We start from the raw sequence: 25,186 nt of genomic DNA on the forward strand, positions 1-25,186 counted from the left end.
TTCAGCACGCCCAAGCTTTAACCAAGGCACCTTCCAGTCCCTGGACCGGGTCGGCCGCAGGTAAAGGCACCTTGGCAATGCGTGCCACTGACGAGCTGTGATTCATTACGTCTGGTCGCTGAATATCATAGTTTTCCTGGCCTTTGGGGTAGGCCCCCACCACCAGGAAGTCCGCGCTTTGCTCAAGACTGCAATGCCCGGTGCCGGCCGGAAACACGAGCACGTCGCCCTCCCCGACCTTGACCTCGGCACCGGATAGGCCGCCGAGCATCAATAACGCCTCTCCTCTGACGACACCCAGTGCCTCGTGGGCAGTAGAGTGGTAATGGTGATAATCAAACACCTGGGCGCGCCACAGGGCTGACCAGTGATGAGCCTCGAATAACCCTTCCAATTCATCGGCCTTGTCGGGGCGATGCAGCGCAACCTGGCGATATAGCAACACGGGTAAACGGCTGTTGGGCGTTTGCCCGTCGTCATTGAAGTACATCTGCAAGGGCGATTTATCGGTAGGCGTACTCATATCGACGATCTCCAGGGCAATAGAATTCTGAGCCGCTGCGTTACGAGAGGTTTATCTGGAGAGGGGTCACTCCCAACGACCGCCCGCCATTTCGCAGTCTTTGCGTGCCTGTGGCAGGTGCGCGGTCTGGTAGTAATAGGTGACCACCTGCGCGCCTTGGGGAATGTTCGGCGAATCCTGCCCGGGTACCTTGCTAGTCGAGTGCGGATTGGTCAGACCCTCCTGGGTCAGTGTCGCGGTGCAGCGGCCAACCGAGCCGGTCTGGCACTGTGCGACCCGGCGTTTTTCACTGGTGAGCATTTCCTTGCTCTCATTGCCGCATGACCAATTGATTGCATCCGGCGGCACACCGGTGAATTGGTAACAAGTGTGGGTTTCAACACTCGGCACTGCGCTGCTTTGCGAGCGGGTAAAAACATCGCAGGCAGCGCCATGGCTGTAGCCGCTGACCAGCATGGCCAGCCCCAGAATGAATGTGTGTGTGTTCATATCTGCATGCCCTGACGCTTGCGGCTGCGCCGAAGACTGGCACCGAGACGCCGGCCTTCGGCTAACCTGCGGTTATGGATTGGCCTGATTACCGCCATGCGCTGCGGCCAGCGCCTTGGCTTTCTCCAGGTGCTCTTGCAACGTTGGCAATGTCTGTTGGGCAAAGGCCTTGAGCTCGGCATCGGTACCGTCTTTGGCATAATCCTTAAACAAGTCGATGGCCGCTTCGTGAGCATTGACCTGATTTTTGGCATAGGCCTGGTCGAAGGACTTGGCGTTACGCAACTCAAGGATCATCGCTTTGGCTTTGTCCATCAGCTCGGCATCGGTAGAGACTTCGAGCTGTTTGCTGGTGGCCAGTGCCGTGAGTTTCTCGATGGCCTGTCCGTGATCCTTGACCATCATGTCAGCAAACGCTTTGACGTCGCTGGATGTGCTCTTTTCCTGGGCCAGTTTACCCGCCTCGACTTCGGCAATGCCTTTGGCCGACGCCTCTTCGACAAAATCATCAGCATCCTGGGCCGCATGCACGGCCCCGGCAAGTGTGAAAGCCAGAGCGAAAGCGCCGCTGCGCAACAGAGTATTCATCATGAAGTCCTCGTCTCGTGATTCCGGAATTGTTTTGGTTACCGCTATCTGTTCTGAGTCCCGGGATTTTGCAGAGGTTCATCTTTTTTCTATTCAGTTCAGCGGCCACTGCCTGGTGTTGAACGCAATTCCATTCGTCGCCCCCCGCGCAATCATTTTCAACTTCGATTGTTGCCCGGCTTCCAATGGAAACAGCGTTCAACCCTGGACCCAGGAGCCACCGCCATGCGCGACTATCCCGTTCCTCCGTTTCCACCCCAACCGCAAACACGTCCCTGGTTCGCAGAGCAAAATGGAGCCTTACCCCGATTGTGGCGAACAGAGTTATGCCGGCCACGACCGCCTGGCCGGCAAGATCGCCCTGATCACCGGTGCTGACAGCGGCATTGGACGTGCCGTGGCGATTGCCTATGCACGTGAAGGGGCCGATGTGGCGGTTTCATATCTGGATGAACATGACGATGCCCGGGAAACCGACGGTGGGTCGAGCAGGCCGGGCGCCAATGCCAACTTCACCGGCGGCCTGGCGCAACTGCTCGGTGACAAAGGCATACGGGTCAACAGCGTCGCACCGGGGCCGATTGGGACGCCGTTGATTGTCTCGACCATGCCACCAGAAGAAGCCTGCAATTTTGGCGCGCAAACGCCCTTGGGGCGTCCCGGGCAGCCGATCGAAGTGGCGCCGATCTTCGTGCTGCTGGTTTCGGATGAAGGCAGCTATATTTCCGGTTCGCGTTATGGCGTCACCGGGGGCAAGCCCATGCTTTGAGCCAAGCGCCACTTATGATTACCAGGAGACAAATACGTTCAACGTGGTACAAACTGGTTCAAGTTCATACACCATCATGGTCCGGCATGCTCTCGGCAATCAGCTCTTCGTTGCCCGAGCCGGCCTGCCAACACAACAGAGCAGGTTGAGCCCCAAAAAAATAACAACAGGTCAATCAAGAGGGTACTGCAATGAACGACACGCTAGTGTCCCATCACCACCCCCTCGCGGTTCACCCGAGATTCCCGACAACAAGGCCGCCGATTTCGCTTGAGCGGTAAAGGATGTCTGGTTTAACAGGGAGTCGGGGGTCGTCATGTATAGAATGAGTTCAGGTTATGCCGGCATGCTGGTGAATACGCTTTCGGCGCAAGGACTGGATGTCGCCACTCTGTGCCAGGAAGCTGGACTTGATATAAAACTCGCGGACACCCCGGGAGGATTCTGCGCGCGAAGCGCTATCTATCATCTATGGGATCTGGCGGCTCAGGCTTCCGGCGATCCGAACATCGGTTTGAAAGCCTACGAGAACTTCCATCCGGGTACTTTTCAGATCGTTGGCTACACCATGATGTCCAGCTTGAACCTGAAAAAAGCCCTCGAACGCCTGGTTCGTTTCAGCCCGTTGATCAGCACGGGCTTCAGTCTGTTTTTTGTCCAGGAACAGCAGCATTACCGCCTGGCCGCGCTCGATCACCAGCAGCGCGGTTCGATCAAGCCACGGCAGTACACCGATGCCAGTCTTGGTTCGCTGCTGGCTTTCTGCCGCTGGCTGACCGGTGGCAAATCACCGCAACCGCTGAGCGTGGAGTTCAGCTATCCCCAGCCGGAAGACATCCGCGAGCATCAACGACTGTTTGGCTGTGAGCTGCGTTTCGGGGCGGCCTATGACAGCATCCTGTTCGATGGCCAGGAGCTTCTGCGTCCGCTGGGCATGGCCAACGAGAAGTTGGCCTCGCTCCATGACAGTTTTGCCGAAGCTCAGCTGGAGCTGTTGTACGGCCTCACCATCGTGTGCAGGATTCGTGCGCTGATCACCGAGCGCCTGAGTCAGGGGCAAGAGGCTCAGTGTGATATGGAATCGATTGCGGCTGCGATGAATCTCAGCAAGCGAACGCTGCAACGGGCACTCGAAAAGGATGGCACGCAATTCAAGGATGTCCTAAACGATGTGCGTCGGCAGTTGGCCGACTTCTACCTGCGGCATTCCCATTTCAATATGAAGCAGGTGACTTTCCTGCTCGGCTTCCATGACCACAGCAGTTTCCACAAGGCCTGCACCCGCTGGTTCGGCATGACCCCCGGTCAGTATCGAGCCAACGAATCGGCGCTTGAGGTCAAGGAAACCAAGATCCGTCTAGTCGGTTAAGGAATGTCCCTGCTCAATCTGGTTTTCTTCTGGTCACCGGAACGCGACGGAAACTGGCCGGAAAAAGCCCCCCAAGGAGCGTAATGCTGTTCACTTAAGCTCGGGGTTTCAGGCACACATAGGCGTAGCGAGGGGGCGATGCATCAAGAGCCGGCCTGCCCGTATTTTGTTGATTGGGTACATATCCGTTGCTGCAGAAACGGATATGTACACCAAAGAAAAAACCCGGTGGGCTTTCAGGCCGCCATCCATTTTCTTAAGTGAACAGCATTACCCCAAGGAGCGAGCTTGCTCGCGATGGACTCAAGGGCGGCGCGTTTATTCAGAAAACACGCGTTATCGTTGACGTCCATCGCGAGCAAGCTCGCTCCTACAATGGGTAATAAACCCCGCCAGTCTGTTCAATGTTCAGGGTTTAACTCACATGCACGTAGGTACCGGGTGCGGCTTCCATTGGCGGGTGGTTGCGGTTGCCCAGCGCCAGCCGGGTTTCGGTTTGCTCACCAGAGCGCGCCTGAATCCAGCCCAGCCATTCTGGCCACCAACTGCCTTCGTACTTCTGCGCGTCGAAATACCAGGCCCGCGGGTCTGACGGCAGCTTGTCATTCTCCAGGTAACTAGCCTTGGGATTACCTGGCGGGTTGAGGATGCTCTGGATATGCCCGCTATTGGAAAGCACGAAGCGTCGTTCGCCACCGAGCAGTCGGGTCGAACGATAGACCGCGTCCCAGGGCGTGATGTGGTCGTTGATCCCGGCGATGCTGAAGCTGTCGACCGTGACTTTCTGCAGGTTGACCGGCATGCCGCAGATCTCCAGGCCACCAGGGTGCGTGAGTGGGTTGTGTTTGAAGAAGTCCAGCAGATCTCCATGCAGGGCGGCCGGCAGGCGGGTGTTGTCGTTGTTCCAGTAGAGGATGTCGAACGCCGGGGGCTGCTTGCCGAGCAGGTAGTTGTTGATCCAGTAGTTCCAGATCAGGTCATTGGGGCGCATCCAGGCGAAGATCTTGGCCATGTCGCGACCATCCAGCACGCCTTGCTTAAAGGACCGGCGTCTGGCAGCTTCCAGGGTTCGCTCATTAATAAACAACATGGCCGAGCTGTCGATCTGACTGTCCAGCAGGCTGACCAGGTAGGTTGCGCTGGCGACTTTACGCAGTTGTCGTTTGGCTTGCAGGTAGCCTTGTAGCGCGGCGATGCTCAGGCCACCAGCGCAAGCGCCCATCAGGTGGGCCTCTTTGCTGCCGCTGACGGCGCGGGTCACATCGAGGGCTTTTTCGATGGCCTGGACATAATTCGATAGACCCCACTCGCGATGGCTAGCGTCCGGATTGCGCCAGCTGACGATGAACACCTGTAAGCCGTTCTTCAGCGCGTACTGAACGAAGCTCTTCTGCGTACTGAGGTCGAAGATGTAGTACTTGTTGATCTGCGGCGGCACGATCAGCAGCGGGCGGGCATACTGTTTTTCGCTCATCGGCTGGTACTGGATCAGCTCCAGCAGCTCGTTGCGAAACACCACGGCGCCAGGGGTGGTGGCGATATTGCGGCCGACCTCGAAGGCTTGTTTGCTGACCTGGCTGGGCATGCCGCCATTGTGCCGCAGGTCGTCGAGCAGATGAGCAACTCCCTTGACCAGGCTGGCGCCGCCGGTATCGAACAACTCCTTGACCGCCAGCGGATTGAGCGGGCTGTTGGACGGCGACAGCGCATCGCCGAGCTGGGCCAAAATGAAACGCGCGCGGGCTTGATCGTCGGCCGCCAGGTGACTCTCGTCGATCCAGGCGTTCAGTTGCTTTTTCCAGGCCAGATGAGCCTGCAACCTGCGGCGGTAGAAGGGGTTGAGGTGCCAGGACGGGTCCTGGAAGCGCGCATCCTCGGCGAGGGCCTGGTGCGATGTCTTGCCGAACAGCACGCGGCCCAGTTGACCGCCGAGGGCTAGCGCATGGCGGGCGCTGAGGATCGGCTGCTTGGCGCCCTGCAGCGCCAGGGTACGCAGCGTGGGGAGCAGATTGCGGCCACTCAAGCTGAGGGTTGCGCTTGGTTTTTCCTTTTTAAAGGACGCGGGTACGGGCGTAACGCCCGCCGCTGGTTTCTTTCGCATGGACCAAACTCCATCGTCGTATTCTGATTTGTCATAGCGCCAAACAGAAAGGACTTGTACCAACGCACGCCAGACTGCCGTGCGAAAAATCCATCCAGAGCCAGGACTCTCTAGCGGGGCAAGTGGCTATGCGCCGCAAAGATACGGTCACTGGCTGCATAACGGTGCCGGTTGCCCAGCGACGGCGTGCACTTGGGCTTGACCAGGCTGGAAGCCGGCTGCAGAAAGCCGAGTAACGCCTGCCGGGTTTCCTGCCAGGCCGCCTTGTGCTCCATATCGAGGAAGTGCCCGGTGTTCTTGATGGTGCTGAACTGGCACTGACGGACATGGCCGGCGAAAAGCCGGGCGTCTTGCGCCGAGGTGTACTCGTCCCATTCGCCGTTGACGAACAGCAGCGGAATCTCGATGGCATCGGCGCAGTCGACGTAGCAGCGGGTGTCCTGGGTCAGCACCTCATTGATGTGGAAATGCATCTGCCTGTATTCGTGCTCGGCCAGGCTGCTGATATGGCGGTGGTTGAAGCGCTTGAACAGCGACGGCAGGTGCTTGCCGATGGTGTTGTTGACCAGGCGGCCAACGTTGAAGCGGTCGCAGGCATGCAGAAGACTCAGGCCGCTCTCCAGGTAGTCGCGCATCGGCTTATTGACCCGCGCCGAGAATGAACTGATCACCGCCTTCTCAATCCGTCGCGGCTGCTGAGCGAGTGCCAACAGGGTGGCCGCACCGCCCCAGGAGAACGACAGCACATGGTCGGCGCAAAAGTGTTCGACCAATTCCAGCAGTATCTCTGCTTCGTCCTCCTTGCGGATCGGCTGGTCGTAACGGTTGTGGGGTCGCGACTGGCCGGCGTAGGGCTGGTCGTAGAGAACCACATTGAACTGCGGCTGCAGGTAACGCACTGTTTGAGCGAAAGATGCAGTGGTTGCCAGCGAGCCATTGACCAGAATGATGGTCTTGTCTGCGGCGCTGTTTAAATAGTGTTCGGTATAAACCTTGTACTTGTTGAAAATCTCGACGATGGCAGTCTCTGGCTTCATGTCGTTATCCTTCCGGCACAAGTCTGGTTCGCAGAACAGCGTGAGCGGCTGTTCGCAGGACCGTTTATTAGATTGCAGAACGCCCGGCCCCCAATTTGAGCACAGACAAATAAACTAATAAGTTGTTTTATTTCAAGCAATTACAAAGAACAATCAGGTGATGTTCGTGCGCCAAAGCAGAGAATTCCCCCGTGGAACACAGCTGCGCGAGGACGCTCAGACGCTCGCTGTGACCGCTAAGTCACTAATCGACCCGAGGCTCTGATTTAAGCAGGCGATCTCTCACATGCAAGCGCAAACTGAACTATTCCGACGAACCGTGAGCTATCCAACCCACCTCGACGCTATCACTGGCCGAATGCAGTCAATCGGATACTATGGCTATTCATGAACGACAAAGGATGCCAGTCCTCGATTGTTCAATGAAAAGCCCCAGGCGAACCCAGGGCTGATCGTCCACCATGAGCCTGTCAGCTCAAGGCTTCAGCCGATTGCTCGCCATTGACCAGGCGCTGGATGCCCAACGGGTTGGCATTTTTCAAGGCGTCCGGCAGCAGCGCGTCCGGGTAGTTCTGGAAGCACACCGGGCGCAGGAAGCGATCGATCGCCAAGGTACCGACGGACGTGCCGCGAGCATCCGAGGTCGCCGGGTAGGGGCCGCCATGCACCATGGCTTCGCAGACTTCGACACCCGTCGGGTAACCGTTGAGCAACAAGCGTCCGGCCTTGAGTTCCAGCAATGCAATCAGGCTTTCCCGACCTTGCAGGTCCTGAGGTTCGGCAATCAAAGTTGCCGTCAGCTGCCCGTGCAAGCCTTGCACAGCCTCAAGCAACTGCGCCTCGTCGGCCACTTCAATCAGCACCGTCGCCGGGCCGAAAACTTCCTCCTGAAGCACTTCATCGCCTTCAAGTAACAGGCTGACGTGCGCCTTGAACAGTTGCGGCTGGGCCTGAGAACCCGTTTGAGGGTTTCCTGCCAGCGGTTCAATGCCTGGGTGGGCCAGCAGCCGAGCCACGTTCCGGGTATAGCTGGCCAGCGTGCCCGCATTGAGCATGGTCTGGGCGCCCTGCTCCTCCATGCGCCACGCAAACTGTTGCTGGAAGTCAGTAAAGGCAGGCGAACGCACGCCCAGAATCAAACCAGGATTGGTACAGAACTGACCACAGCCCATGACCACCGACGCAGCCAGTTCGCTGGCAATCTGCTCGCCACGCTGTTCAAGCGCGTGCGGCAACAGCAGCACCGGGTTGATGCTCGACATCTCGGCAAATACCGGAATCGGCTGCGGCCGCGCGGCGGCCATATCGCACAAAGCCCGACCGCCCTTGAGTGAGCCGGTGAACCCGACGGCCTGGATCGATGGGTGTTTGACCAGCCACTCGCCTACCCCGGCACCGTAGATCATGTTGAATACACCGGCCGGCATGTCGGTTTGTTCCGCGGCACGAATGATCGCCTGGGCGACCCATTCAGAAGTTGCCATATGCCCGCTATGGGCCTTGAACACTACCGGGCAACCCGCTGCCAGCGCGGCGGCGGTGTCGCCACCAGCAGTGGAGAATGCCAATGGAAAGTTACTCGCACCGAATACCGCAACCGGGCCCAGGCCTATCCGGTATTGACGCAGGTCCGGGCGCGGCAAGGGCTTGCGCTCGGGCAACGCCGAGTCAATCCGCGCAGCGTAGAAATCACCCCGACGCAGTACCTGGGCAAACAGCCGCAGCTGACCACTGGTGCGTCCGCGCTCACCCAGGATGCGCGCGGCAGGCAATGCCGTCTCGCGGCAGACTGTGGCGATAAAGTCCTCACCCAGGGCGTCCAGCTCAGCGGCAATCGCGTCCAGAAATTCGGCGCGACATGCCGACGGGAGCTGGCGATAAGCAGGGTAAGCCTGGGCCGCAGCCAATGCCGCTGCATTGACCTCAGCCTGAGTCGCCTGACTGAACTGGATGGGCAGTACCTCGCCCGTGCTGGCGTCACGGCTTTGCAGCAGCACATCGCCTGTGCCGCTGCGTTGGCCGGCTATAAAATTCTGCCCGGTGAGAGTCGGCATATCAGTCTCCTTGGAAAATATTCAGCAATGAGCGCCTCACAGCGCTCGCACACAACCTGGTGGCAAGGGTGCAGCGCTTTCGCCGATCGGGTTGATCAGTGGAGCGCCAAATTCATCGATGCTGATTTCAAAGTGATCGCCAGGCTGGGTTTTGATGCCATCGGCAAAGGACAAGGTCGCAGTGCCGAAGTAATGAATATGCACGTCGCCCGGACGGAGGAACTGCGCGTATTTGAAGTGATGGTATTCAAGGTTTTCCAGGCTGTGACACATGTTGTCTTCGCCGCTCAGGAATTCTTTTTCCCAGACCACTTCGCCGTTGCGGCGGATACGACTCATGCCCGAGAGGTGTCGTGGCAGCTCGCCGATGCGCAGTTCCGGACCGTAAGCACAAAAACGCAGCTTGGAATGAGCCAGGTACAGGTAGTTCTTGCGCTCGGTCACGTGGTCGGAGAACTCGTTGCCCAAGGCAAAGCCCAGGCGATAAGGCTGACCGTCGTCTCCGATGACATAGAGCCCGGTCAATTCCGGTTCTTCACCGGCGTCTTCGGCAAATGGCGGAACCGGGAAAGCGGCGCCAGGGCGCACAACTATGCTGCCGTCGCCTTTGTAGAACCACTCCGGCTGCGCGCCCACCTGGCCCGACGCTGGCTTGCCGCCCTCCACACCCCATTTGAAAATGCGCATGGTATCGGTCAGTGCGGCTTCGCCCTGATCGGCCTGCTGGTGCATCTTGTCGCGGGTCGAGGCGCTGCCCAAGTGAGTCAGGCCAGTGCCACTGACCAGGCAGTGGGCCGGATCTTCATGGTCCAGCGGCGGCAGCACGCGACCAGAGCCGAGCAAGTCGGCGTAGGCCGGTCCAACGTCGGTGCCACGCCGAGTCACTTCATCGACCAGACTGTGCCTGGCGCGAATCGCGGCCAACGCCAGTTCGCGGGTACTGCTGGTGGCGCGAAGCACTTGCACCTGCTCGCCGTCGACGACTCCGACCTGACGCTGGCCAGCGGTGTTTTCAAACTGTATCAACCTCATGGAATCTGCTCCTGATGCTCAGACAAGGCGCCGCCTGCATTGACGGCGCGCAGGACGGTCACTCGATGATGTTGAAGTCTTTCAGGTATTCATCGCTGAGCTCCAGGCCAAGGCCTGGCTTGTTATCGTCGAGCTGGATATAGCCATTGACCGGCTGTGGCTCGCCCTTGAACACGTAGTAGAACAGCTCGTTGCCGACTTCGACGTCGAACACCGGGAAGAACTCGGCCATGGGCGAGGCGGTGCTGGCCATGGTCAGGTGGTAGTTGTGCATCTGACCGGCGTGAGGGATCACCGGTACCGACCAGGCCTCGGCCATGGCGTTGATCTTGCGCGCCGCGGTGATGCCGCCGACACGGTTGGTGTCGTACTGGATCACGTCGATAGCGCGGCGCTCGAGCAAGTCCTTGAAGCCGTAGGAGGTAAATTCGTGCTCGCCGCCGGAGATCGGCATGATGCCCATCTTCTTCAGCTCGATATAACCTTCGATGTCATCGGCGATCACCGGCTCTTCCAGCCAGCGCGGTTCGAACTCGGCCAGTTTTGGCAGCATGCGACGGGCGTATTCCAGGGTCCAGCCCATGTAGCATTCGAGCATGATGTCGACATCGGGGCCGGCCAACTCACGCAGCGCCCGCACTTGTTCGATGTTTTTGCGCATGCCCGCAGGGCCGTCTTTCGGGCCGTAGCCGAAGCGCATTTTAAGCGCCGTGAAGCCCTGATTCAGATAGCCCTGAGCCTCTTCCAGAAACAGATCGAGGTTGTCGTTGGCATAGAGTTTTGAAGCGTAGGTCCAGATTTTTTCCTTGGTGCGACCACCGAGCAACTTGAACACCGGCTTGTTCACGGCCTTGCCCATGATGTCCCAGATGGCGATATCGATCGCCGAAATAGCGGCCATGCCAATCCCTTTACGGCCCCAGGCATGAGTCTGGCGGTACATTTTCTGCCAGATGTATTCGTTGTCGAACGGGTCTTCACCCATGGCGATCGGCGCCAGGTAGGTGTCGATGATTTCCTTGGCGACGCGCGGTGCCAGGGCGCAGTTACCGATGCCGACGATGCCCGTGTCGGTTTCGACTTCGACCACCAGCCAGCCGTGGAAGCGGAACGAGCCCATGGCATCGCCACGTTCGAAGAGGATGTCGCTGGCGTTGGTGCAAAAGTGCGCTTGGGGCGGCACGACTTTGCCTTTCCATTCGAAGACACGGGTGCGGATAGATTTTATTTTCATGGGCAGAGCTCCTTTCGAAACGTTGATCAATGGGCCACGCGCCGGGTTCAACGGCTGCGTCGAGTTCAACTCGATGGAGCGACTGTAGCGAGACAGGTGATATCCAACTAATCACTTGTTGGTATTCATTGATAACCCTGGGTAATAGATAAAACAGACAGTTGCAGCAACGCCTCCCTGCTATGGCATAGGTATCTACACATCTACTAAGGGCTGCCGAATACAAAAAGCTCCCGAACATTCCCGTAACCGGCACGGGAATGGAGGGAGTTTTTGCAGGGGGGAAGTTACCGGGAGGTGACACCCATACGGCAAGCCAGCTCGAATGCCTGACGGATCGCACCGACATTGGCCTTGCCCTGTCCCGCGATGTCGAATGCCGTTCCGTGAGCCGGCGTGAGGATAGGAATCGGCAAGCCGCCCTGCACCGTCACGCCGCGGGAGAAGCCCATCAGTTTGATCGCGATCTGGCCTTGGTCGTGGTACATGGTCACCACCGCATCAAAGGCTTTCTCCTCGCCTTGAACCTTGAGGAAAATGGTGTCTGCCGGATACGGCCCATCCGCCCCGATACCCGCCGCCCGCGCCTGCTCGATCGCCGGGCCGATGATGTCGAGTTCTTCGCGGCCAAAGCTGCCGTTGTCGCCGTTATGCGGATTGAGTCCACAGACGCCAATGCGCGGCTTTTGCAGACCGCTGCGCTTGAGTTCGTTATCGATCAGTTCGATGGCTTGCAGGACCCGCTGATGGGTAATCATCTTCGGGACTTCGGCCAACGCAACATGGGACGTGGCCCGCGAGGTCCAAAAATTGTCCAGTACGTTGAATTCGCAGAACGGTCCGTTGAAGTCCAGGTACTCGGCGAACCAGTGAAGCTCATCGCTATGGGCCATGCCGGCCATGTGCAGGGAAGTCTTGTTCAGTGGGCCGAAGATGATCGCGTCAGTGCGTTTGTCAGCCGTCAGACGCAAGGCTTTTTCCAGGGTATCAAGGCTGTAGCGGCCACCGATAACACTGGCTTCGCTGCGTGGGAATTCGCCTTGGGTCTGCCCGCGAAAATTGAAAAACAGCGGAATATCGGCCGTGAAGTCCAACTGATCAAGGCTGTCGATGGTCTGGTACGGAAAATCGCAACCGGCGATTTTCATGCCGTTCAACATTTCTTGCTCATCAGCGATCAGCACAAAACGAGCCTTGGCGCGGACCTCTGGCTCGGCCAGCAGCCTCGCGATCAACTCGGGGCCAATACCGGCAGGGTCGCCCAGAACCATGGCGATACGGGGAATGGCTGTACTCATACTGATGTCCTCATTTCGGGGTGCGCGTTCGCTGACCGCAACTAAACAGCGCTTTGCGATAACCGTCTAATCAAATCTCTTCATATGACTATCACCCGTGGTTATCGCTCAACTACGAGCACCGAATAGCAGAACTGCTATAACCCCAGGTTATTGATGTATGTAATCTTTTGACTAGACGTGCATTGCTCCTCTTCGCACACTCAACTACGCCATAACAAACATAAAAAGAGGTCCATCATGCCCACCCTTCTCGGTCGTCATTTCATTCACCTGCTCGCCGGGTGTTCACTGTTCTGCGCAACTACCCTCCCAGCCCTGGCAGCATGGCAACCTGATAGCAACGTCGAAATTATCGTTGCGGGTGGGCCTGGCGGTGGCACCGATCAATTGGGTCGGCTGATCCAGTCGATCATCAGTCAGCATCACCTGTTGGACACCAGCACGGTGGTCATGAACAAGGGTGGAGGCAACGGCGCCGAGGCTTTTCTGGATTTGAAGCTGACCCAGGGCGATGCCAATCGTCTCGTGGTCGGCACCAACAATGTCTACCTGCTGCCGCTGGTGGCCAAGCTTGGCTACCAATGGACTGATCTGACCCCGGTCGCCGCCCTGGCAGAAGATGACTTCGTGCTCTGGACCTATAAGGACGCACCGTGGAAGGACGCTAAAACCTACTACGAAACCATCAAGAACGACCCCGCGAATATGCGCATGGGTGGCAGTCAGTCCAAAGACGTCGACCAGACGTTGACCTTGTTGCTCAACCAGACCACCGGCACCAAGCTGACCTACATTCCCTTCAAAAGCGGCAGCGAAGCTTCGATTCAACTGGCTGGCAAACACATCACCTCCAACGTCAATAATCCCAGCGAAAGCATCAGCCAATGGCGTGGCGATCAGGTTCAGCCATTGTGCGTATTCAGTCATGAACGCATGACTTACACGGAAAAAGTCGCCGCTGACAAATCCTGGGCCGATATCCCGACGTGCCACGAACAGGGCCTCGGCGTGGATCAGTATCGCTTCCCGCGCACCGTGTTCATGCCCGGCGGCGTTACCGACGAGCAGCGGGCGTTTTATGTCGAGCTGCTGCGCAAGGTCACCCAGACTCCGGAGTTCAAGGAGTACGTGACCCGCAATGCGCTGGTGCCGACGTTCCTCGAGGGCAAGGACCTTGTGACCTATCTCGAAAAGGATATAGCGCGCGTCACTCCGGTGTTCACCAACGCGGGCTGGATACGCAAGTGATTCTCCGGGCGCCCTGACCGGCGCCCGCCTCAAGAGGTATGAGCGATGTCCACATCCACATCCGCGCTGGTCACCACCCGTTGGGTCGAGCTTGGCCTTGCGCTGTTCACTGCCGCGCTGGGCGCAGTTGTCATGTATGGCAGCTACACCAGCGGGATCGGCTGGAGTGACAGCGGCCCCGAGGCCGGCTATTTCCCCTTTTACATCGGTCTGATGATGACCTGCGCCAGCCTGACCACCGCGCTGATGACGCTCATCCACTGGCACAGGTTGTTGCAGGTATTCGTCACTCGCGACGCCGCCGGCAAGGTCTGGAGTGTCTTCGTACCGATCGTGCTGTTCGTTGCCAGTATGCCGTTCATTGGCCAGTATCTGGCCTCGATCGCCTTCATCGCCTGGTTCATGTGGCGAGACAGGTCGCGCGAGAAACCCTACAGCTGGCTGACCATCTTCGCCGTCGCCGGTGGGGCTGCCCTGGCCAGTTACCTGATCTTCGCCCTGTGGTTCAAAGTACCACTGAATGCCGGACCGCTCGGCGATCTCGCGATCGCTGCCGGGAGGATGTTGAAATGACTGAATTCGATTCGCTGATGCAGGGCATGAACCTGATCCTGACCCCCGGGCATATCGGCCTGATGGTGATCGGTGTGCTGCTGGGGATCCTGGTCGGGGTATTACCCGGCCTTGGCGCCCCCAATGGCGTGGCGTTGCTGTTGCCCCTGACGTTTACCATGTCGCCGGTCTCGGCAATCATCCTGCTGTCGTGCATGTATTGGGGGGCGTTGTTCGGTGGATCGATCACCTCGATCCTGTTCAACATACCCGGGGAGCCCTCATCGGTCGCGACCACCTTCGACGGCTATCCCATGGCCCGCCAGGGAAACGCCGGCGAGGCACTCACGGCGGCGTTCACCTCGGCCCTGCTCGGCGCGTTGGTCGGTGTATTGCTGCTGACCTTCCTCTCGACCCGCATCGCGGCGTTCGCCATGCAGTTCAGCTCACCGGAATTCTTTGCGGTGTACCTGCTGGCGTTCTGCACCTTCATCGGCATGAGCAAAAATCCCCCGCTAAAGACCATGGTCTCGATGATGATCGGCTTTGCCATGGCGGCCGTCGGCATGGACACCATTTCCGGTGATTTGCGTTTGACCTTCGATCAGCCCTGGCTGCTCTCGGGCATGAGTTTCGAAGTCGCGGTGATTGGCCTGTTCGGGATCGGCGAAATTCTCTATACGGTCGAGGAAGGCCTGGTGTTCCGTGGCGAGCACGCGAAAATTACCCCAATGGTGATTCTCCGTACCTGGAAAAAAATGCCGCGCTACTGGCTGACCTGGCTGCGCAGCACCCTGGTGGGTTGCTGGATGGGCATCACCCCTGGCGGCCCGACCGCCGCGTCGTTCATGAGCTACAGCCTGGCACGCCGCTTCTCGAAAAATCGCGATAACTTCGGCAATGGTGAGCTCGAAGGGGTCATCGCTCCGGAAACCGCCGACCACGCAGCAGGCACCAGCGCCCTGCTGCCGATGTTGACTCTGGGTATCCCCGGCTCGGCCACTGCCGCAGTCATGCTCGGTGGGTTGATGATCTGGGGCCTGCATCCAGGGCCGACATTGTTCACCGAGCAACACGATTTTGTCTGGGGCTTGATCGCCAGTATGTACCTGGGCAACGTCGTCAGCCTGATCGTGGTGTTGGCCACCGTACCGTTGTTCGCTTCAATACTGCGGATACCGTTCTCGATCATTGCCCCGATCATCGTCATGGTCTGCGCCATCGGTGCCTACACCGTTCACAATTCAATGTTTGATGTGGGCATGATGTTGGTATTCGGGGCCCTGGGCTACTTGTTCAAAAAGCTCGGCTACCCTATTGCACCGCTGGTGTTGGCTGCGGTACTGGGTGACAAGGCCGAAGATGCGTTCCGCCAATCGATGCTGTTCTCCAACGGTGAAATGGGTATCTTCTGGTCCAATCCGCTGGTGGGCAGCCTGACCACCGCAGCACTGCTGATGCTGTTCTGGCCATTGATCGGTCGGGCTATCAAAACGCTGTGCGGTCTCAAAGGTCGTCGCGTGCAACGCGCGGCACCTTGAATTTATCTGCGGTAGTTCTTGGCAAGCCTGGGCGTTTCACGTCAGGCTTGCCTCATTTCGTCTGTCGAGCCCTGCCCATGTCGCGAATTCCCGATGCCAGCCTGATTCACAGTCGATTGCGCCTACGCCAACTTCGCCTGATGCTGATGCTCAAGGAGTTCGGCTCACTGCGCCGGGCAGCCGAAGAGATCGGCATGACCCAACCGGCCGCGACCAAGATGTTGCACGAGGCGGAAAGCCTGCTCGGAGTCGAGTTGTTCCAGCGGCTGCCGCGCGGCATGCGGGCGACACCCTTCGGCGAGACCGTGATTTATTACGCGCGCATGGTTTTCTCCGAGCTGTCGGGGATGCGTGAGGAGTTGGCGGCGCTGGAGTCGGGCAACCTCGGGCGTGTCACCGTCGGTGCCATACCCGCCCTTGCTTCCGGGCTGTTGACGCGGACCATCGCGACCCTGAAAAAAAGTCACCCGCGACTGTCCATGAGCATTCAGGTGGACACCAGTGACGTACTGGTTCAGGCGTTGCTGCAAGACCAACTGGATGTGGTGCTGGGCCGGATTCCGACAGGGACTCGAGCCGACGACTTGTTGTTCGACAGTCTCGGCGAAGAAGATCTCTGCGTGATTGCCGGGGCGCAGAACCCCTTTGCCAAGGCCAAATCCCTGAGTTGGGAAGAGTTGCAAGACATGACCTGGGTGCTGCAGCAGCACCCCAGCCCCATGCGTGCCATCGTCAACCAGGCTTTCCATAATGCCCGGGTAGACATCCCCAACAGCGTCGTCGAAACCACCTCGATCATGACCCTGCTGTCCTTGCTGCAGCAGACCGACATGATCGGAGTGACACCGCGCTCGGTCGTCGAAGACTACCCGGGGCGACATTTGCTGGCGGTATTGCCGGTGGTTTTCGAGCCGCGTTTGCCACCCTATGGGTTGATCACGCGGCGGCACCGGATCAAATCTTCGGCCATGCAGGCCTTCATGAACGCGGTAGAAGCTGAACATGAAATTGCCAGCAATCAAACACCGCAGAAATCGAGCTGATGAACCAACCCACGGAGCCGTCCCGCCTACTCCTTCACTCATGGTCCGTTACCTCGCAATGGCTGGCACTGCTGGTGGTTGCTGGGAGCAGCGGCCAGTTGCTCAAGTATTTCGCAGTGCCCGCCGCGGAGTTTCTCGGGCCAATGATGATCGCGATCCTGTTTGGTGTTTCCGGGGCGAGCATTCGGGTGCCCCACCACGCATTCAAGCTGGGCCAGGGTTGCGTCGGCGTACTGGCGGCGCACTCGATGACCATGGCGGTGCTGACCTCGATAGCGCAGTCCTGGCCTGTGATGCTGTTTGCTACCGGTTTGACCGTATGTCTGAGTGCGCTCGTTGGCCTGGTGCTGGTGCGGCTTGGCGGGATCCCGGCCAGCACTGCCGCCTGGGGCACGGCACCGGGCGCGGCGTCGGCCATGGTCTCGATGTCAGATGACTTCGGCGCCGACTCCCGGGTTGTCGCCACCATGCAGTACGTACGAGTGGTGTGCGTGGTCCTGATCGGCGCCTTGGTCAGCCACGTGCTGGCTGTCCCGGTAAGTGGCAGTCAGGTCAAGGTGCCAGAGGTAGCATTGCAAGCCTTCACCCTGCTCAATCTGGGACTCACCCTGGCAACCATTCTGGCCGGTGTGCTGCTGGGTTCCCGGGCTCCCGCTGGCACATTGCTGGTGCCACTGCTTATCGGTGGCGCACTGCAACTGTCTGGCCTGCTGCACATTACCCTGCCGGACTGGCTACTGGCGCTGGCCTTTGGTGCCATCGGCTGCTACATCGGCCTGCGTTTCGATCGCCCGACCCTGGGCTACGTCTGGGGACGCCTGCCGGCGATGATCGCCGGGGCGATGTTGCTCATCGCCCTCTGCGCGTTGTCGGCGTGGCTGTTGGCGGAACTGCTCGACAAAGACTTCCTCTCCGTCTACCTGGCCACCAGCCCGGGCGGACTGGATGCCATGGCGATCATCGCGGTCGACACCCACTCGGATATCGGGCTGGTGTTGGCCATGCAGACCTTGAGATTGTTCGCCGTTATTGTTACCGGAGCTTTTTTTGCGAGACTGATTATTCGCTGGTCCAGATAAACCGAGAGAACCCTTTGTCTCGTCGGGTTTGTAATACTGGTAGCAGCGACCATAGTTAAGAGTCGGATGTTCCTTGCGGCTCTCGCGATCCGACAGCGCTGGCCGCCCCTGATCAAATCAGCGAGGTCATCATGAAAATCCTGATGGTACTGACTTCCCACGACCAGCTCGGCAACACCGGCGAAAAAACCGGGTTCTGGCTGGAAGAGTTCGCTGCGCCTTATTACGTGTTCAAGGACGCCGGCGCCACGCTCACCCTCGCTTCGCCCAAGGGTGGGCAACCACCGCTCGACCCGAAGAGTGACGCGCCGGACGCGCAGACCGAAGCCACCTTGCGTTTTCGCGGCGACCCGGCCGCGCAAGAAGCGCTGGCCAATACCCTGAAGCTCGCGGACATCCGGGCCGCCGATTATGACGCCGTGTTCTATCCCGGCGGTCATGGCCCCCTGTGGGACCTGGCCGAGGATCGCGACTCCATCGCCCTGATCGAAACCCTGTATGCCGCCGGTAAGCCAGTGGCCGCGGTTTGCCATGCCCCCGCGGCGTTCCGCCATACCCGGGTGCAGGGCCAGCCCCTGGTCAAGGGCAAGGCAGTGACCGGTTTCACCAATTCGGAGGAAGCCGCCGTAGGGCTGACCGAGGTGGTGCCGTTCCGGGTGGAGGATATGCTGAAGAGCAACGGCGGCCAGTATTCGAAGTCGGACGACTGGCAGTCCTATGTGGTAACCGATGGCAACCTGATTACCGGCCAGAATCCCGCCTCATCAGAGGCGACGGCAACCGCTACGTTGCAACGTTTGGGCAGCTGACCTGTGCCTGCCAAGGGCCGGCTCGCTACGCCCAACCAGCAATCCTGGATATGAGGCAACGTCATGAGCGACAAAGACAACCTGCGTAAATACTCCTCCCAAGTGGTCGACGGCGTGGAGCGCACGCCGGGCCGCGCCATGTTGCGCGCGGTGGGCTTCACCGATGAGGACTTCACAAAGCCGCAGATCGGCATCGCCTCCACCTGGGCGATGGTCACACCGTGCAACATGCATATCGACAAGCTGGCGATCGAAGCCGAAAAAGGTGCGAATGCCGCCGGCGCCAAGGGCGTCATTTTCAACACCATCACTATTTCCGACGGCATCGCCAACGGCACCGAAGGCATGAAGTATTCGCTGGTGTCGCGGGAAGTGATCGCCGACTCCATCGAGGTGGTTGCCGGTTGCGAAGGCTTCGACGGCCTGGTGGCCGTGGGCGGCTGTGACAAGAACATGCCGGGATGCCTGATCGGGATGGCCCGGCTGAATCGCCCCTCCATCTTCGTGTATGGCGGCACCATTCAGCCGGGCGCCGGGCACACCGACATCATTTCCGTGTTCGAGGCCGTGGGCCAGCACGCGCGGGGTGATATCAGCGAGATCCAGGTCAAGCAGATCGAAGAAGTGGCGATTCCCGGCCCCGGCTCCTGCGGCGGCATGTACACGGCCAATACCATGGCCTCCGCCATTGAGGCCCTGGGCATGAGCCTGCCAGGTTCCAGCTCCCAGGATGCGATCAGCAGCGACAAGGCCTCGGACAGCTTCCGTGCCGGTCAGCAGGTCATGGAACTGCTCAAGCGAGACATCAAACCCCGCGACATCATGACCCGCAAGGCCTTTGAAAACGCCATTCGGGTGGTGATCGCCCTCGCCGGCTCCACCAATGCGGTGCTGCATCTGCTGGCCATGGCCCATGCCGTCGATGTCGAGCTCACGCTGGATGATTTCGTTGAGCTGGGCAAGGATTCCCCGGTGGTGGCCGACCTGCGTCCCAGCGGCAAGTACATGATGAGCGAGCTGGTTGCCATCGGCGGCATCCAGCCCTTGATGAAGCGCATGCTGGCCGCCGGCATGCTGCATGGCGATGTGCTGACGGTCACCGGCAAGACCCTGGCGGAAAACCTGGAAAGCGTGTCCGACTACCCCGCCGGCCAGGACATAATCCTGCCCTTCGACCAGCCCATCAAGAAGGACTCCCACCTGGTGGTGCTGCGCGGCAACCTCTCGCCCACCGGCGCGGTGGCCAAGATCACCGGCAAGGAAGGCCTGCGCTTTGAAGGCACGGCCCGCGTCTACCATGGCGAAGAAGGCGCGCTGGCGGGCATCCTCAACGGCGAAGTCAAAGCCGGCGACGTCATCGTGATTCGCTACGAAGGCCCCAAGGGCGGCCCCGGCATGCGCGAAATGCTCTCGCCGACTTCTGCCGTCATGGGCAAGGGGCTGGGCAAGGAGGTTGCACTCATCACCGACGGCCGCTTCTCCGGCGGCTCTCACGGTTTTGTGGTGGGCCATATCACGCCCGAAGCCTTTGAGGGCGGCCCCATCGCGCTGATTGAAAACGGCGACAAAATCACTATCGACGCCGAAACCCGCCAGATCACGGTCGAGGTCTCCGACGCCGAACTGGCCGAGCGCAAGACCCGCTGGGTGCGCCCGGAGTCCAAATACAAGCGTGGGGTGCTGGCCAAGTACGCGAAGACCGTGTCCAGTGCCTCGGAAGGCGCCGTCACCGATAAATATCTCTAGGCATCAGCTCCTACAGGGGGTGTGTTCATCCGGCAACTCATGGATGTACACGGTCGGCGTAGGAGCTGGCGAAGCCTGCGATCTTTTGGCGGTTCTGCAGATCGCCCGCAAGCAAGATCAAAAGATCGCAGCCTGCGGCAGCTCCTACAAGGGCGTCGTGTGCGCCAAAAAAACAGGCCGGCTGCTCCTGCATAGCGTTACATCAATCCGTCACATCACACCACGGGAGAACTCTCACCCTGCACTCCCGCAGCAGCGACGCTCAGGCGATTTCGGCCCTGGGACTTTGCCGAGTAAAGAGCGCGGTCTGCACGATCGATCAGCGCCTTTTCATCATGGTCACTCTCGTAGGAGACATAAGTCGCCAGCCCCAGGCTGACGGTGACGATACCAAAAGGACTCGACAGGTGCGCGAATTGCTCGGCAGCGATACCGCGCAGAATCGCCTCGGCAACCGTGCGGGCTCCTGACTCATCGGTATTGGGCATCACCACGGCGATTTCTTCGCCGCCATAACGGGCCGTCATGTCAGCTGGACGACGCACACAGTGTTTGATCGACTGACAGATTACCCGCAGGCATTCGTCTCCGGCGAGATGCCCGTAGTGATCGTTGTATCGCTTGAAAAAATCCACATCGATCAAGATAAGTGACAGCGGGCTTGCAAGTCGCTTGGCGCGTTTGAATTCGATATCCAGAAACTGATCGAAATGTCGGCGATTGGCGAGACCGGTGAGCGTGTCCTCGCTGGCGAGGATCTCCAGCCGCTGGTTAAGCTCGATCAGTGCGGTCTGGGTGGTACGCAGTTCTTTCTCGGCCCGAATACGCCGACTGATATGGGAAATCAATCTGCGCCCCAGCGCGACCAAGAGTCCCAACAGCACCGCCACCACTGCCACAGATTGCTTTGTCTGGCTCCACCACGCTTGCATGGCCTCGCTCTGGCCTACCGCTACAGTCGTTACGAAGGGATACTGATCGCTTCTCTTGAACCCGTAGATGCGCTGGATGCCATCGACTTTTGAATCAAACCCAACGATGCCTGAGGAAGTGTTGCGCAGGTACTCGGAAAATATTGGCGCGGGAGACAGATCACGACCGATGTCCTGCTCCTGGAATGGATACCTCACCAGTAAACGCCCTTCGGCTGAGGTCAGGCTGATCGCACCGAACTGCCCCACGTGAATGGTTCGATAGAGCTTGAGGAAGTGTTCCAGGCTGATGGTCGCGGCGACCACCCCGGCAAAACTTCCATCCGGATGATCGATACGCCGACTGGCTGAAATCGCCCAGGCGCCGGTGGCACGACTGAGAATCGCCGGACCTATGAATATGCCGCGGTCCGGACTGTCGCGGTGATGCTTGAAAAACGCACGATCAGCGTTATTGCTGTCGTGTGAAGCAGGGTTGTTGGTCGAGAATGTCCAGTTTCCCTGGGCGTCATACAGCACCACGCTGTTCAATTGCGAAAGCGTATTCATCTCCTGAGCGACCAGCAATCTCAGGCGTTCGAGCTGCTGCGGGCCGGTCCCGTCTTTCTCGATCCTTTCTGTCAGGCCCAGCAGTACTACTTCACTTTGCTTGAAGGTGCCCTCGGTATAAGTGTTGAGCGCATTGGTCAGATTCAATGTGTCGGTTTCGATGTCATTCAAGGTGTTCTGTCGGGCTGTCCAAATCTGCCAGGCAGTCAGTAGCACCACGGATACACACACCAGGAAAGTCAGCAAAGTGGCAAGTCGAAGATCGCGCTTCAAGGGGGTACCGAATAAACATTCGTCAAAGGTCGCGCAGTATAAACGCCTTCGAGCAGCACCAATGACTGGAATGAAAACTATTGATCCCGTTATCTTCCTGTTTGAACGGCACGCGTCAAAACTCGACATAGCGCCACCCACAGCGCCAGCAGCCATGCCAATGCGATCTGCGCCAAGGTGGTGGATTCCCCGGCCTATTTTGCCAACCCTTCGCTGCCCAAGACACCTCGCGATCTGACGGAGCACCCATGCAATAACCTGCGGCTGCCCACCGATGGTGGCTTGTACGCCTGGGGGATCGATACCTGTAGGAGACCGACCAGATCCCGCGGACGTGAAGACATTAAACGGGACAAAAGGTTCAAACGCTCCGACGAAAGAAAAATAACTTGTAAAACAATTGGTTGGCGAGCCAGAAATGTACTATTGGATGAAAGGACTGTTTTCTGACTCCTGGAGTTTGACAGGCCGCTTAGGGTGGTCGATAACTACAGAGCAAAGTTAATCGGCATTCGCCGTTTCCGGGCTTCAGGTAACGATTGAAGTACTCGTATTGAAGGGTCGAAGATTCGGACCGTGCGGTAGCTTTTGGCCACGAAAAGGAAAGTCCTTCCGTCTCATACCGAAGGCGACATTGCATATAGCGTTAAGTAATTTGCTTGGGCACCTTACTCCCGATGAATAAACCTCGTTGAGTTCAGCGCAAACCAAAGCGGGTCAACCATCCAGCAGCTACCAACTGTGCGCATCGGATTTTTGACTCAACTCTATCTTCGGCCATTACCGCGCATCATGTGCTTCATTGTTGATACACACTTTAGCAGTTTTGACACCTCTGTTCCTCACCGTCTCGATAGAGCGTGCTAGAAGCATTATGGCATCCTTAGGGCGCGAGCAGGCCAGCATGCTTAAACTTTCGCTACGTAGGGAGCTTGCCAGCATGCTGACAATTAGCACCAACGGCTCTAACTGGTACCTTTTGCAGTGTAAGCCGCGCCAGGATGAACGGGCGCAAATCAATCTGTTGCGCCAGAACTATGTCATATTTCGCCCGCAGCTCATTAGTGAACACCTGGTTCGCGGAAAACCACATAAGACGCTGGAGTCCCTCTTCCCTGGGTATCTTTTCATACTGTTGAGCCATGACGACAATTGGGCGCCTTTGCGTTCTACCCGCGGCGTCAGCCGAATTGTCGATTTCAATCACGGCCCGGCAAGGGTAGCCGACCATGTCATCGAGCATCTGCGCGCGCGGTGCCTTGAACCACTGGAACTGCATGCAACCCAAGAATTCAAGCCCGGCGAAACACTGCAGATAATCCGAGGCCCACTGTCGCCACTCGAAGGTGTTTTCTTATCAATGGTGGGTGCCGAGCGAGTAATGATTTTGCTTCAGTTTCTAAATCGAGAACAGCATGTTCGCATACCATTGAGTGATCTTGAACGACAGCAGCCTTAATTATAAGTTTCGCGATTAATATTCCGCACCGACCTGTCATTGGAAGAGCGCACTTTAACTGCCGATTAGTATTTACGCCATTTAGTTGTTTTTTAAGTCAACGATTACTCATCAATCAAACAAACTGCACTGATCTTGCGCGCTGCTGTTGAGGGAACTATTGCCTGCTTAGTGGCTTCCTCCGCGCATTGACGCTCCTTCTTTATACCAACCCAGTATTGCACTGAGCGTATCGCCAAGCGTTTTTGCGGTGCATTGATTGAAGTCATCCCCTGGAGCAATGGCATGGCCATGAAGTTGCACGGCCGTTTCGCACTGATTATGGCCTCTTTAAACCCTGGAATAGCCTGGAGCCTCGATCCGCAGCCTATCGATGTCTATGGATTCGACTTCACACCCACACTACAGCTCTTGGAAAGTCATGACGATAACTTCCGGGAGCTGGAGCGAGATGTCCAGTCATCCCTGGTGACCAAGTTGGCGCCCTCCTTCGAGCTCAAGGCTGAAGACCGCAATAGTGCCACCCGACTTATCTGGCAGCCTACCCGGTACATTTATCATGACGAGCCAGATGCCTCGAACACAGCACAACGCGTGCGGCTGGAGAGCATCATGGCATTCACCGATCGTCATCGCCTGAAGCTTGAGGGGGAAGCACGTAAATACGAGCGTACGAATTCGACCGCTGTCGATGGGATCAATGACAAGATTCGCAGTAACCGCGTTAATGGCCTCTACACCTACGGCGCCAAGAGCACTGCCAATCAGATCGATTTAGGCGCAAGTTACGCTCAACTGCGTTACGACAATTCCGACGGTATCAACGACGACAAAGAGCGCAATACCACCGGCCTGACCACCACCTGGTACCACCGCATAGGCAGCAATACCCGTGGTCTGCTGGAGTACGACCACAACATCTTCGACTATCTCCAATCCGACAGCCGCCTCAATAGCAAATCCGACGCAGTGCTCGCCGGTGCCGAATGGGACTTCAGCGCCCGCACTACCGGTAAGGTCCGCGTTGGTTATGAGCGAAAGAACTTCGATGACAGTAGTGTCAATGACCTCAACAATCCTACCTGGCAGGTGGATGTGCGATGGAAACCACGAACCTATTCGACCTTTTCTTTTGTTGCCCGCCAAGCCATGGCCGAGGGCGACGATGGTTCTGACGCCGTCAAGACCACCTATGCCCTGCTCGGTTGGCGCCAAGGCTGGACCGAGCGGATCACCACGGTCGCCGAAGCCGGGCTGGGCCGCTATGACTACGAGGGTCAGGACCGTACTGACAACCTTCGTGACTTCAACCTTGCCCTGGTATACGCGATGCGCCGCTGGCTGGATATCGAGCTGGGCTATCGCTACCGCGACGACGACTCCGATGCCGACAATCAAAGTTTCACCCGCAACGTCTTCTTGATCAGCTTCAACGTAAGTCTTTAAGGGGGTTTCCAC

At 58.3% G+C, this 25,186-nt stretch carries 20 protein-coding genes and 2 pseudogenes; 12 read left to right on the forward strand and 10 right to left on the reverse strand.

Annotation, left to right across the window (positions count from 1 at the left end; translation table 11 throughout):
• Position 1: 1 nt before the first annotated feature.
• The 3 genes from ACA064_RS15975 to ACA064_RS15985 all read right to left on the reverse strand — a co-directional run bounded on the left by ACA064_RS15975 (position 2) and on the right by ACA064_RS15985 (position 1,600).
• Entirely contained in the window at positions 2-523 is a 522-nt protein-coding gene (locus ACA064_RS15975; RefSeq protein ID WP_497668974.1) for a cupin domain-containing protein, read from the reverse strand.
• A gap of 66 nt (positions 524-589) precedes the next feature.
• Positions 590-1,012 (reverse strand): hypothetical protein, encoded by a 423-nt coding sequence (locus ACA064_RS15980; protein WP_497668975.1) that lies wholly within the window; start codon positions 1,010-1,012, stop codon positions 590-592.
• A gap of 72 nt (positions 1,013-1,084) precedes the next feature.
• Positions 1,085-1,600: a DUF4142 domain-containing protein gene (locus ACA064_RS15985; RefSeq protein WP_497674257.1), complete on the reverse strand. Its 516-nt coding sequence runs from the start codon at positions 1,598-1,600 to the stop codon at positions 1,085-1,087.
• Between the two features lie 225 nt (positions 1,601-1,825).
• On the opposite strand from ACA064_RS15985, the pseudogene ACA064_RS15990 reads away from it, so the two are divergent.
• Together ACA064_RS15990 and ACA064_RS15995 are read left to right on the forward strand one after the other, a co-directional pair.
• A pseudogene (locus ACA064_RS15990) lies at positions 1,826-2,369 on the forward strand (SDR family oxidoreductase).
• 316 nt (positions 2,370-2,685) lie between these two features.
• Positions 2,686-3,738, forward strand: coding sequence for an AraC family transcriptional regulator (locus ACA064_RS15995; protein ID WP_497668976.1), 1,053 nt, complete (start codon positions 2,686-2,688; stop codon positions 3,736-3,738).
• 415 nt (positions 3,739-4,153) lie between these two features.
• On the opposite strand, the gene phaC is transcribed toward ACA064_RS15995, so the two are convergent.
• From phaC to ACA064_RS16025, 6 genes are all read right to left on the reverse strand, one after another.
• Entirely contained in the window at positions 4,154-5,839 is a 1,686-nt protein-coding gene (gene phaC / locus ACA064_RS16000) for a class II poly(R)-hydroxyalkanoic acid synthase (RefSeq protein WP_497668977.1), read from the reverse strand.
• A 110-nt stretch (positions 5,840-5,949) separates the two neighbouring features.
• A complete protein-coding gene (locus ACA064_RS16005; protein ID WP_497668978.1) occupies positions 5,950-6,876 on the reverse strand; it encodes an alpha/beta fold hydrolase in 927 nt (308 codons plus the stop codon).
• A gap of 470 nt (positions 6,877-7,346) precedes the next feature.
• Entirely contained in the window at positions 7,347-8,930 is a 1,584-nt protein-coding gene (locus ACA064_RS16010) for an aldehyde dehydrogenase (NADP(+)) (RefSeq protein ID WP_497668979.1), read from the reverse strand.
• Between the two features lie 36 nt (positions 8,931-8,966).
• The gene (gene araD1 / locus ACA064_RS16015) at positions 8,967-9,962 is read right to left on the reverse strand and encodes an AraD1 family protein (RefSeq protein WP_497668980.1); all 996 of its coding nucleotides are present in this window, start codon (positions 9,960-9,962) and stop codon (positions 8,967-8,969) included.
• A 58-nt stretch (positions 9,963-10,020) separates the two neighbouring features.
• Positions 10,021-11,196 carry an L-rhamnonate dehydratase gene (locus ACA064_RS16020; RefSeq protein ID WP_497668981.1) on the reverse strand — a complete coding sequence of 392 codons (1,176 nt, stop codon included), beginning with the start codon at positions 11,194-11,196 and terminating at the stop codon, positions 10,021-10,023.
• Between the two features lie 287 nt (positions 11,197-11,483).
• Complete coding sequence (locus ACA064_RS16025; RefSeq protein ID WP_497668982.1) at positions 11,484-12,494, reverse strand: 4-hydroxythreonine-4-phosphate dehydrogenase PdxA; 1,011 nt, start codon at positions 12,492-12,494, stop codon at positions 11,484-11,486.
• Between the two features lie 240 nt (positions 12,495-12,734).
• Between ACA064_RS16025 and ACA064_RS16030 the strand changes: the two genes are divergently transcribed.
• The 7 genes from ACA064_RS16030 to ilvD all read left to right on the forward strand — a co-directional run bounded on the left by ACA064_RS16030 (position 12,735) and on the right by ilvD (position 20,515).
• A complete protein-coding gene (locus ACA064_RS16030) occupies positions 12,735-13,745 on the forward strand; it encodes a Bug family tripartite tricarboxylate transporter substrate binding protein (protein WP_497668983.1) in 1,011 nt (336 codons plus the stop codon).
• Between the two features lie 45 nt (positions 13,746-13,790).
• On the forward strand, positions 13,791-14,318 hold the full coding sequence (locus ACA064_RS16035; protein ID WP_497668984.1) for a tripartite tricarboxylate transporter TctB family protein: 528 nt from the start codon (positions 13,791-13,793) through the stop codon (positions 14,316-14,318).
• Positions 14,315-15,838, forward strand: coding sequence for a tripartite tricarboxylate transporter permease (locus ACA064_RS16040; protein WP_497668985.1), 1,524 nt, complete (start codon positions 14,315-14,317; stop codon positions 15,836-15,838). The genes ACA064_RS16035 and ACA064_RS16040 overlap by 4 nt, the downstream gene beginning before the upstream one ends.
• Before the next feature lie 77 nt (positions 15,839-15,915).
• A complete protein-coding gene (locus tag ACA064_RS16045) occupies positions 15,916-16,881 on the forward strand; it encodes a LysR family transcriptional regulator (protein WP_497668986.1) in 966 nt (321 codons plus the stop codon).
• On the forward strand, positions 16,881-17,960 hold the full coding sequence (locus ACA064_RS16050; protein WP_497668987.1) for an AbrB family transcriptional regulator: 1,080 nt from the start codon (positions 16,881-16,883) through the stop codon (positions 17,958-17,960). The genes ACA064_RS16045 and ACA064_RS16050 overlap by 1 nt, the downstream gene beginning before the upstream one ends.
• A 131-nt stretch (positions 17,961-18,091) precedes the next feature.
• Positions 18,092-18,769 (forward strand): type 1 glutamine amidotransferase domain-containing protein, encoded by a 678-nt coding sequence (locus ACA064_RS16055; RefSeq protein WP_497668988.1) that lies wholly within the window; start codon positions 18,092-18,094, stop codon positions 18,767-18,769.
• A gap of 63 nt (positions 18,770-18,832) precedes the next feature.
• Positions 18,833-20,515 (forward strand): dihydroxy-acid dehydratase, encoded by a 1,683-nt coding sequence (gene ilvD / locus ACA064_RS16060; RefSeq protein WP_497668989.1) that lies wholly within the window; start codon positions 18,833-18,835, stop codon positions 20,513-20,515.
• 215 nt (positions 20,516-20,730) lie between these two features.
• On the opposite strand, the gene ACA064_RS16065 is transcribed toward ilvD, so the two are convergent.
• Entirely contained in the window at positions 20,731-22,269 is a 1,539-nt protein-coding gene (locus tag ACA064_RS16065; RefSeq protein ID WP_497668990.1) for a sensor domain-containing diguanylate cyclase, read from the reverse strand.
• A gap of 177 nt (positions 22,270-22,446) precedes the next feature.
• On the opposite strand from ACA064_RS16065, the pseudogene ACA064_RS16070 reads away from it, so the two are divergent.
• The 3 genes and pseudogenes from ACA064_RS16070 to ACA064_RS16080 all read left to right on the forward strand — a co-directional run.
• A pseudogene (locus ACA064_RS16070) lies at positions 22,447-22,563 on the forward strand (LysR family transcriptional regulator); the annotation flags it as partial.
• 646 nt (positions 22,564-23,209) lie between these two features.
• Positions 23,210-23,728, forward strand: a complete 519-nt coding sequence (gene rfaH / locus ACA064_RS16075) for a transcription/translation regulatory transformer protein RfaH (protein WP_497668991.1) — start codon at positions 23,210-23,212, stop codon at positions 23,726-23,728.
• A gap of 285 nt (positions 23,729-24,013) precedes the next feature.
• A complete protein-coding gene (locus ACA064_RS16080) occupies positions 24,014-25,174 on the forward strand; it encodes an outer membrane beta-barrel protein (protein ID WP_497668992.1) in 1,161 nt (386 codons plus the stop codon).
• The last annotated feature ends 12 nt before the right edge of the window (positions 25,175-25,186 follow it).

Source organism: Pseudomonas sp. LBUM1658 (genome assembly GCF_059716055.1).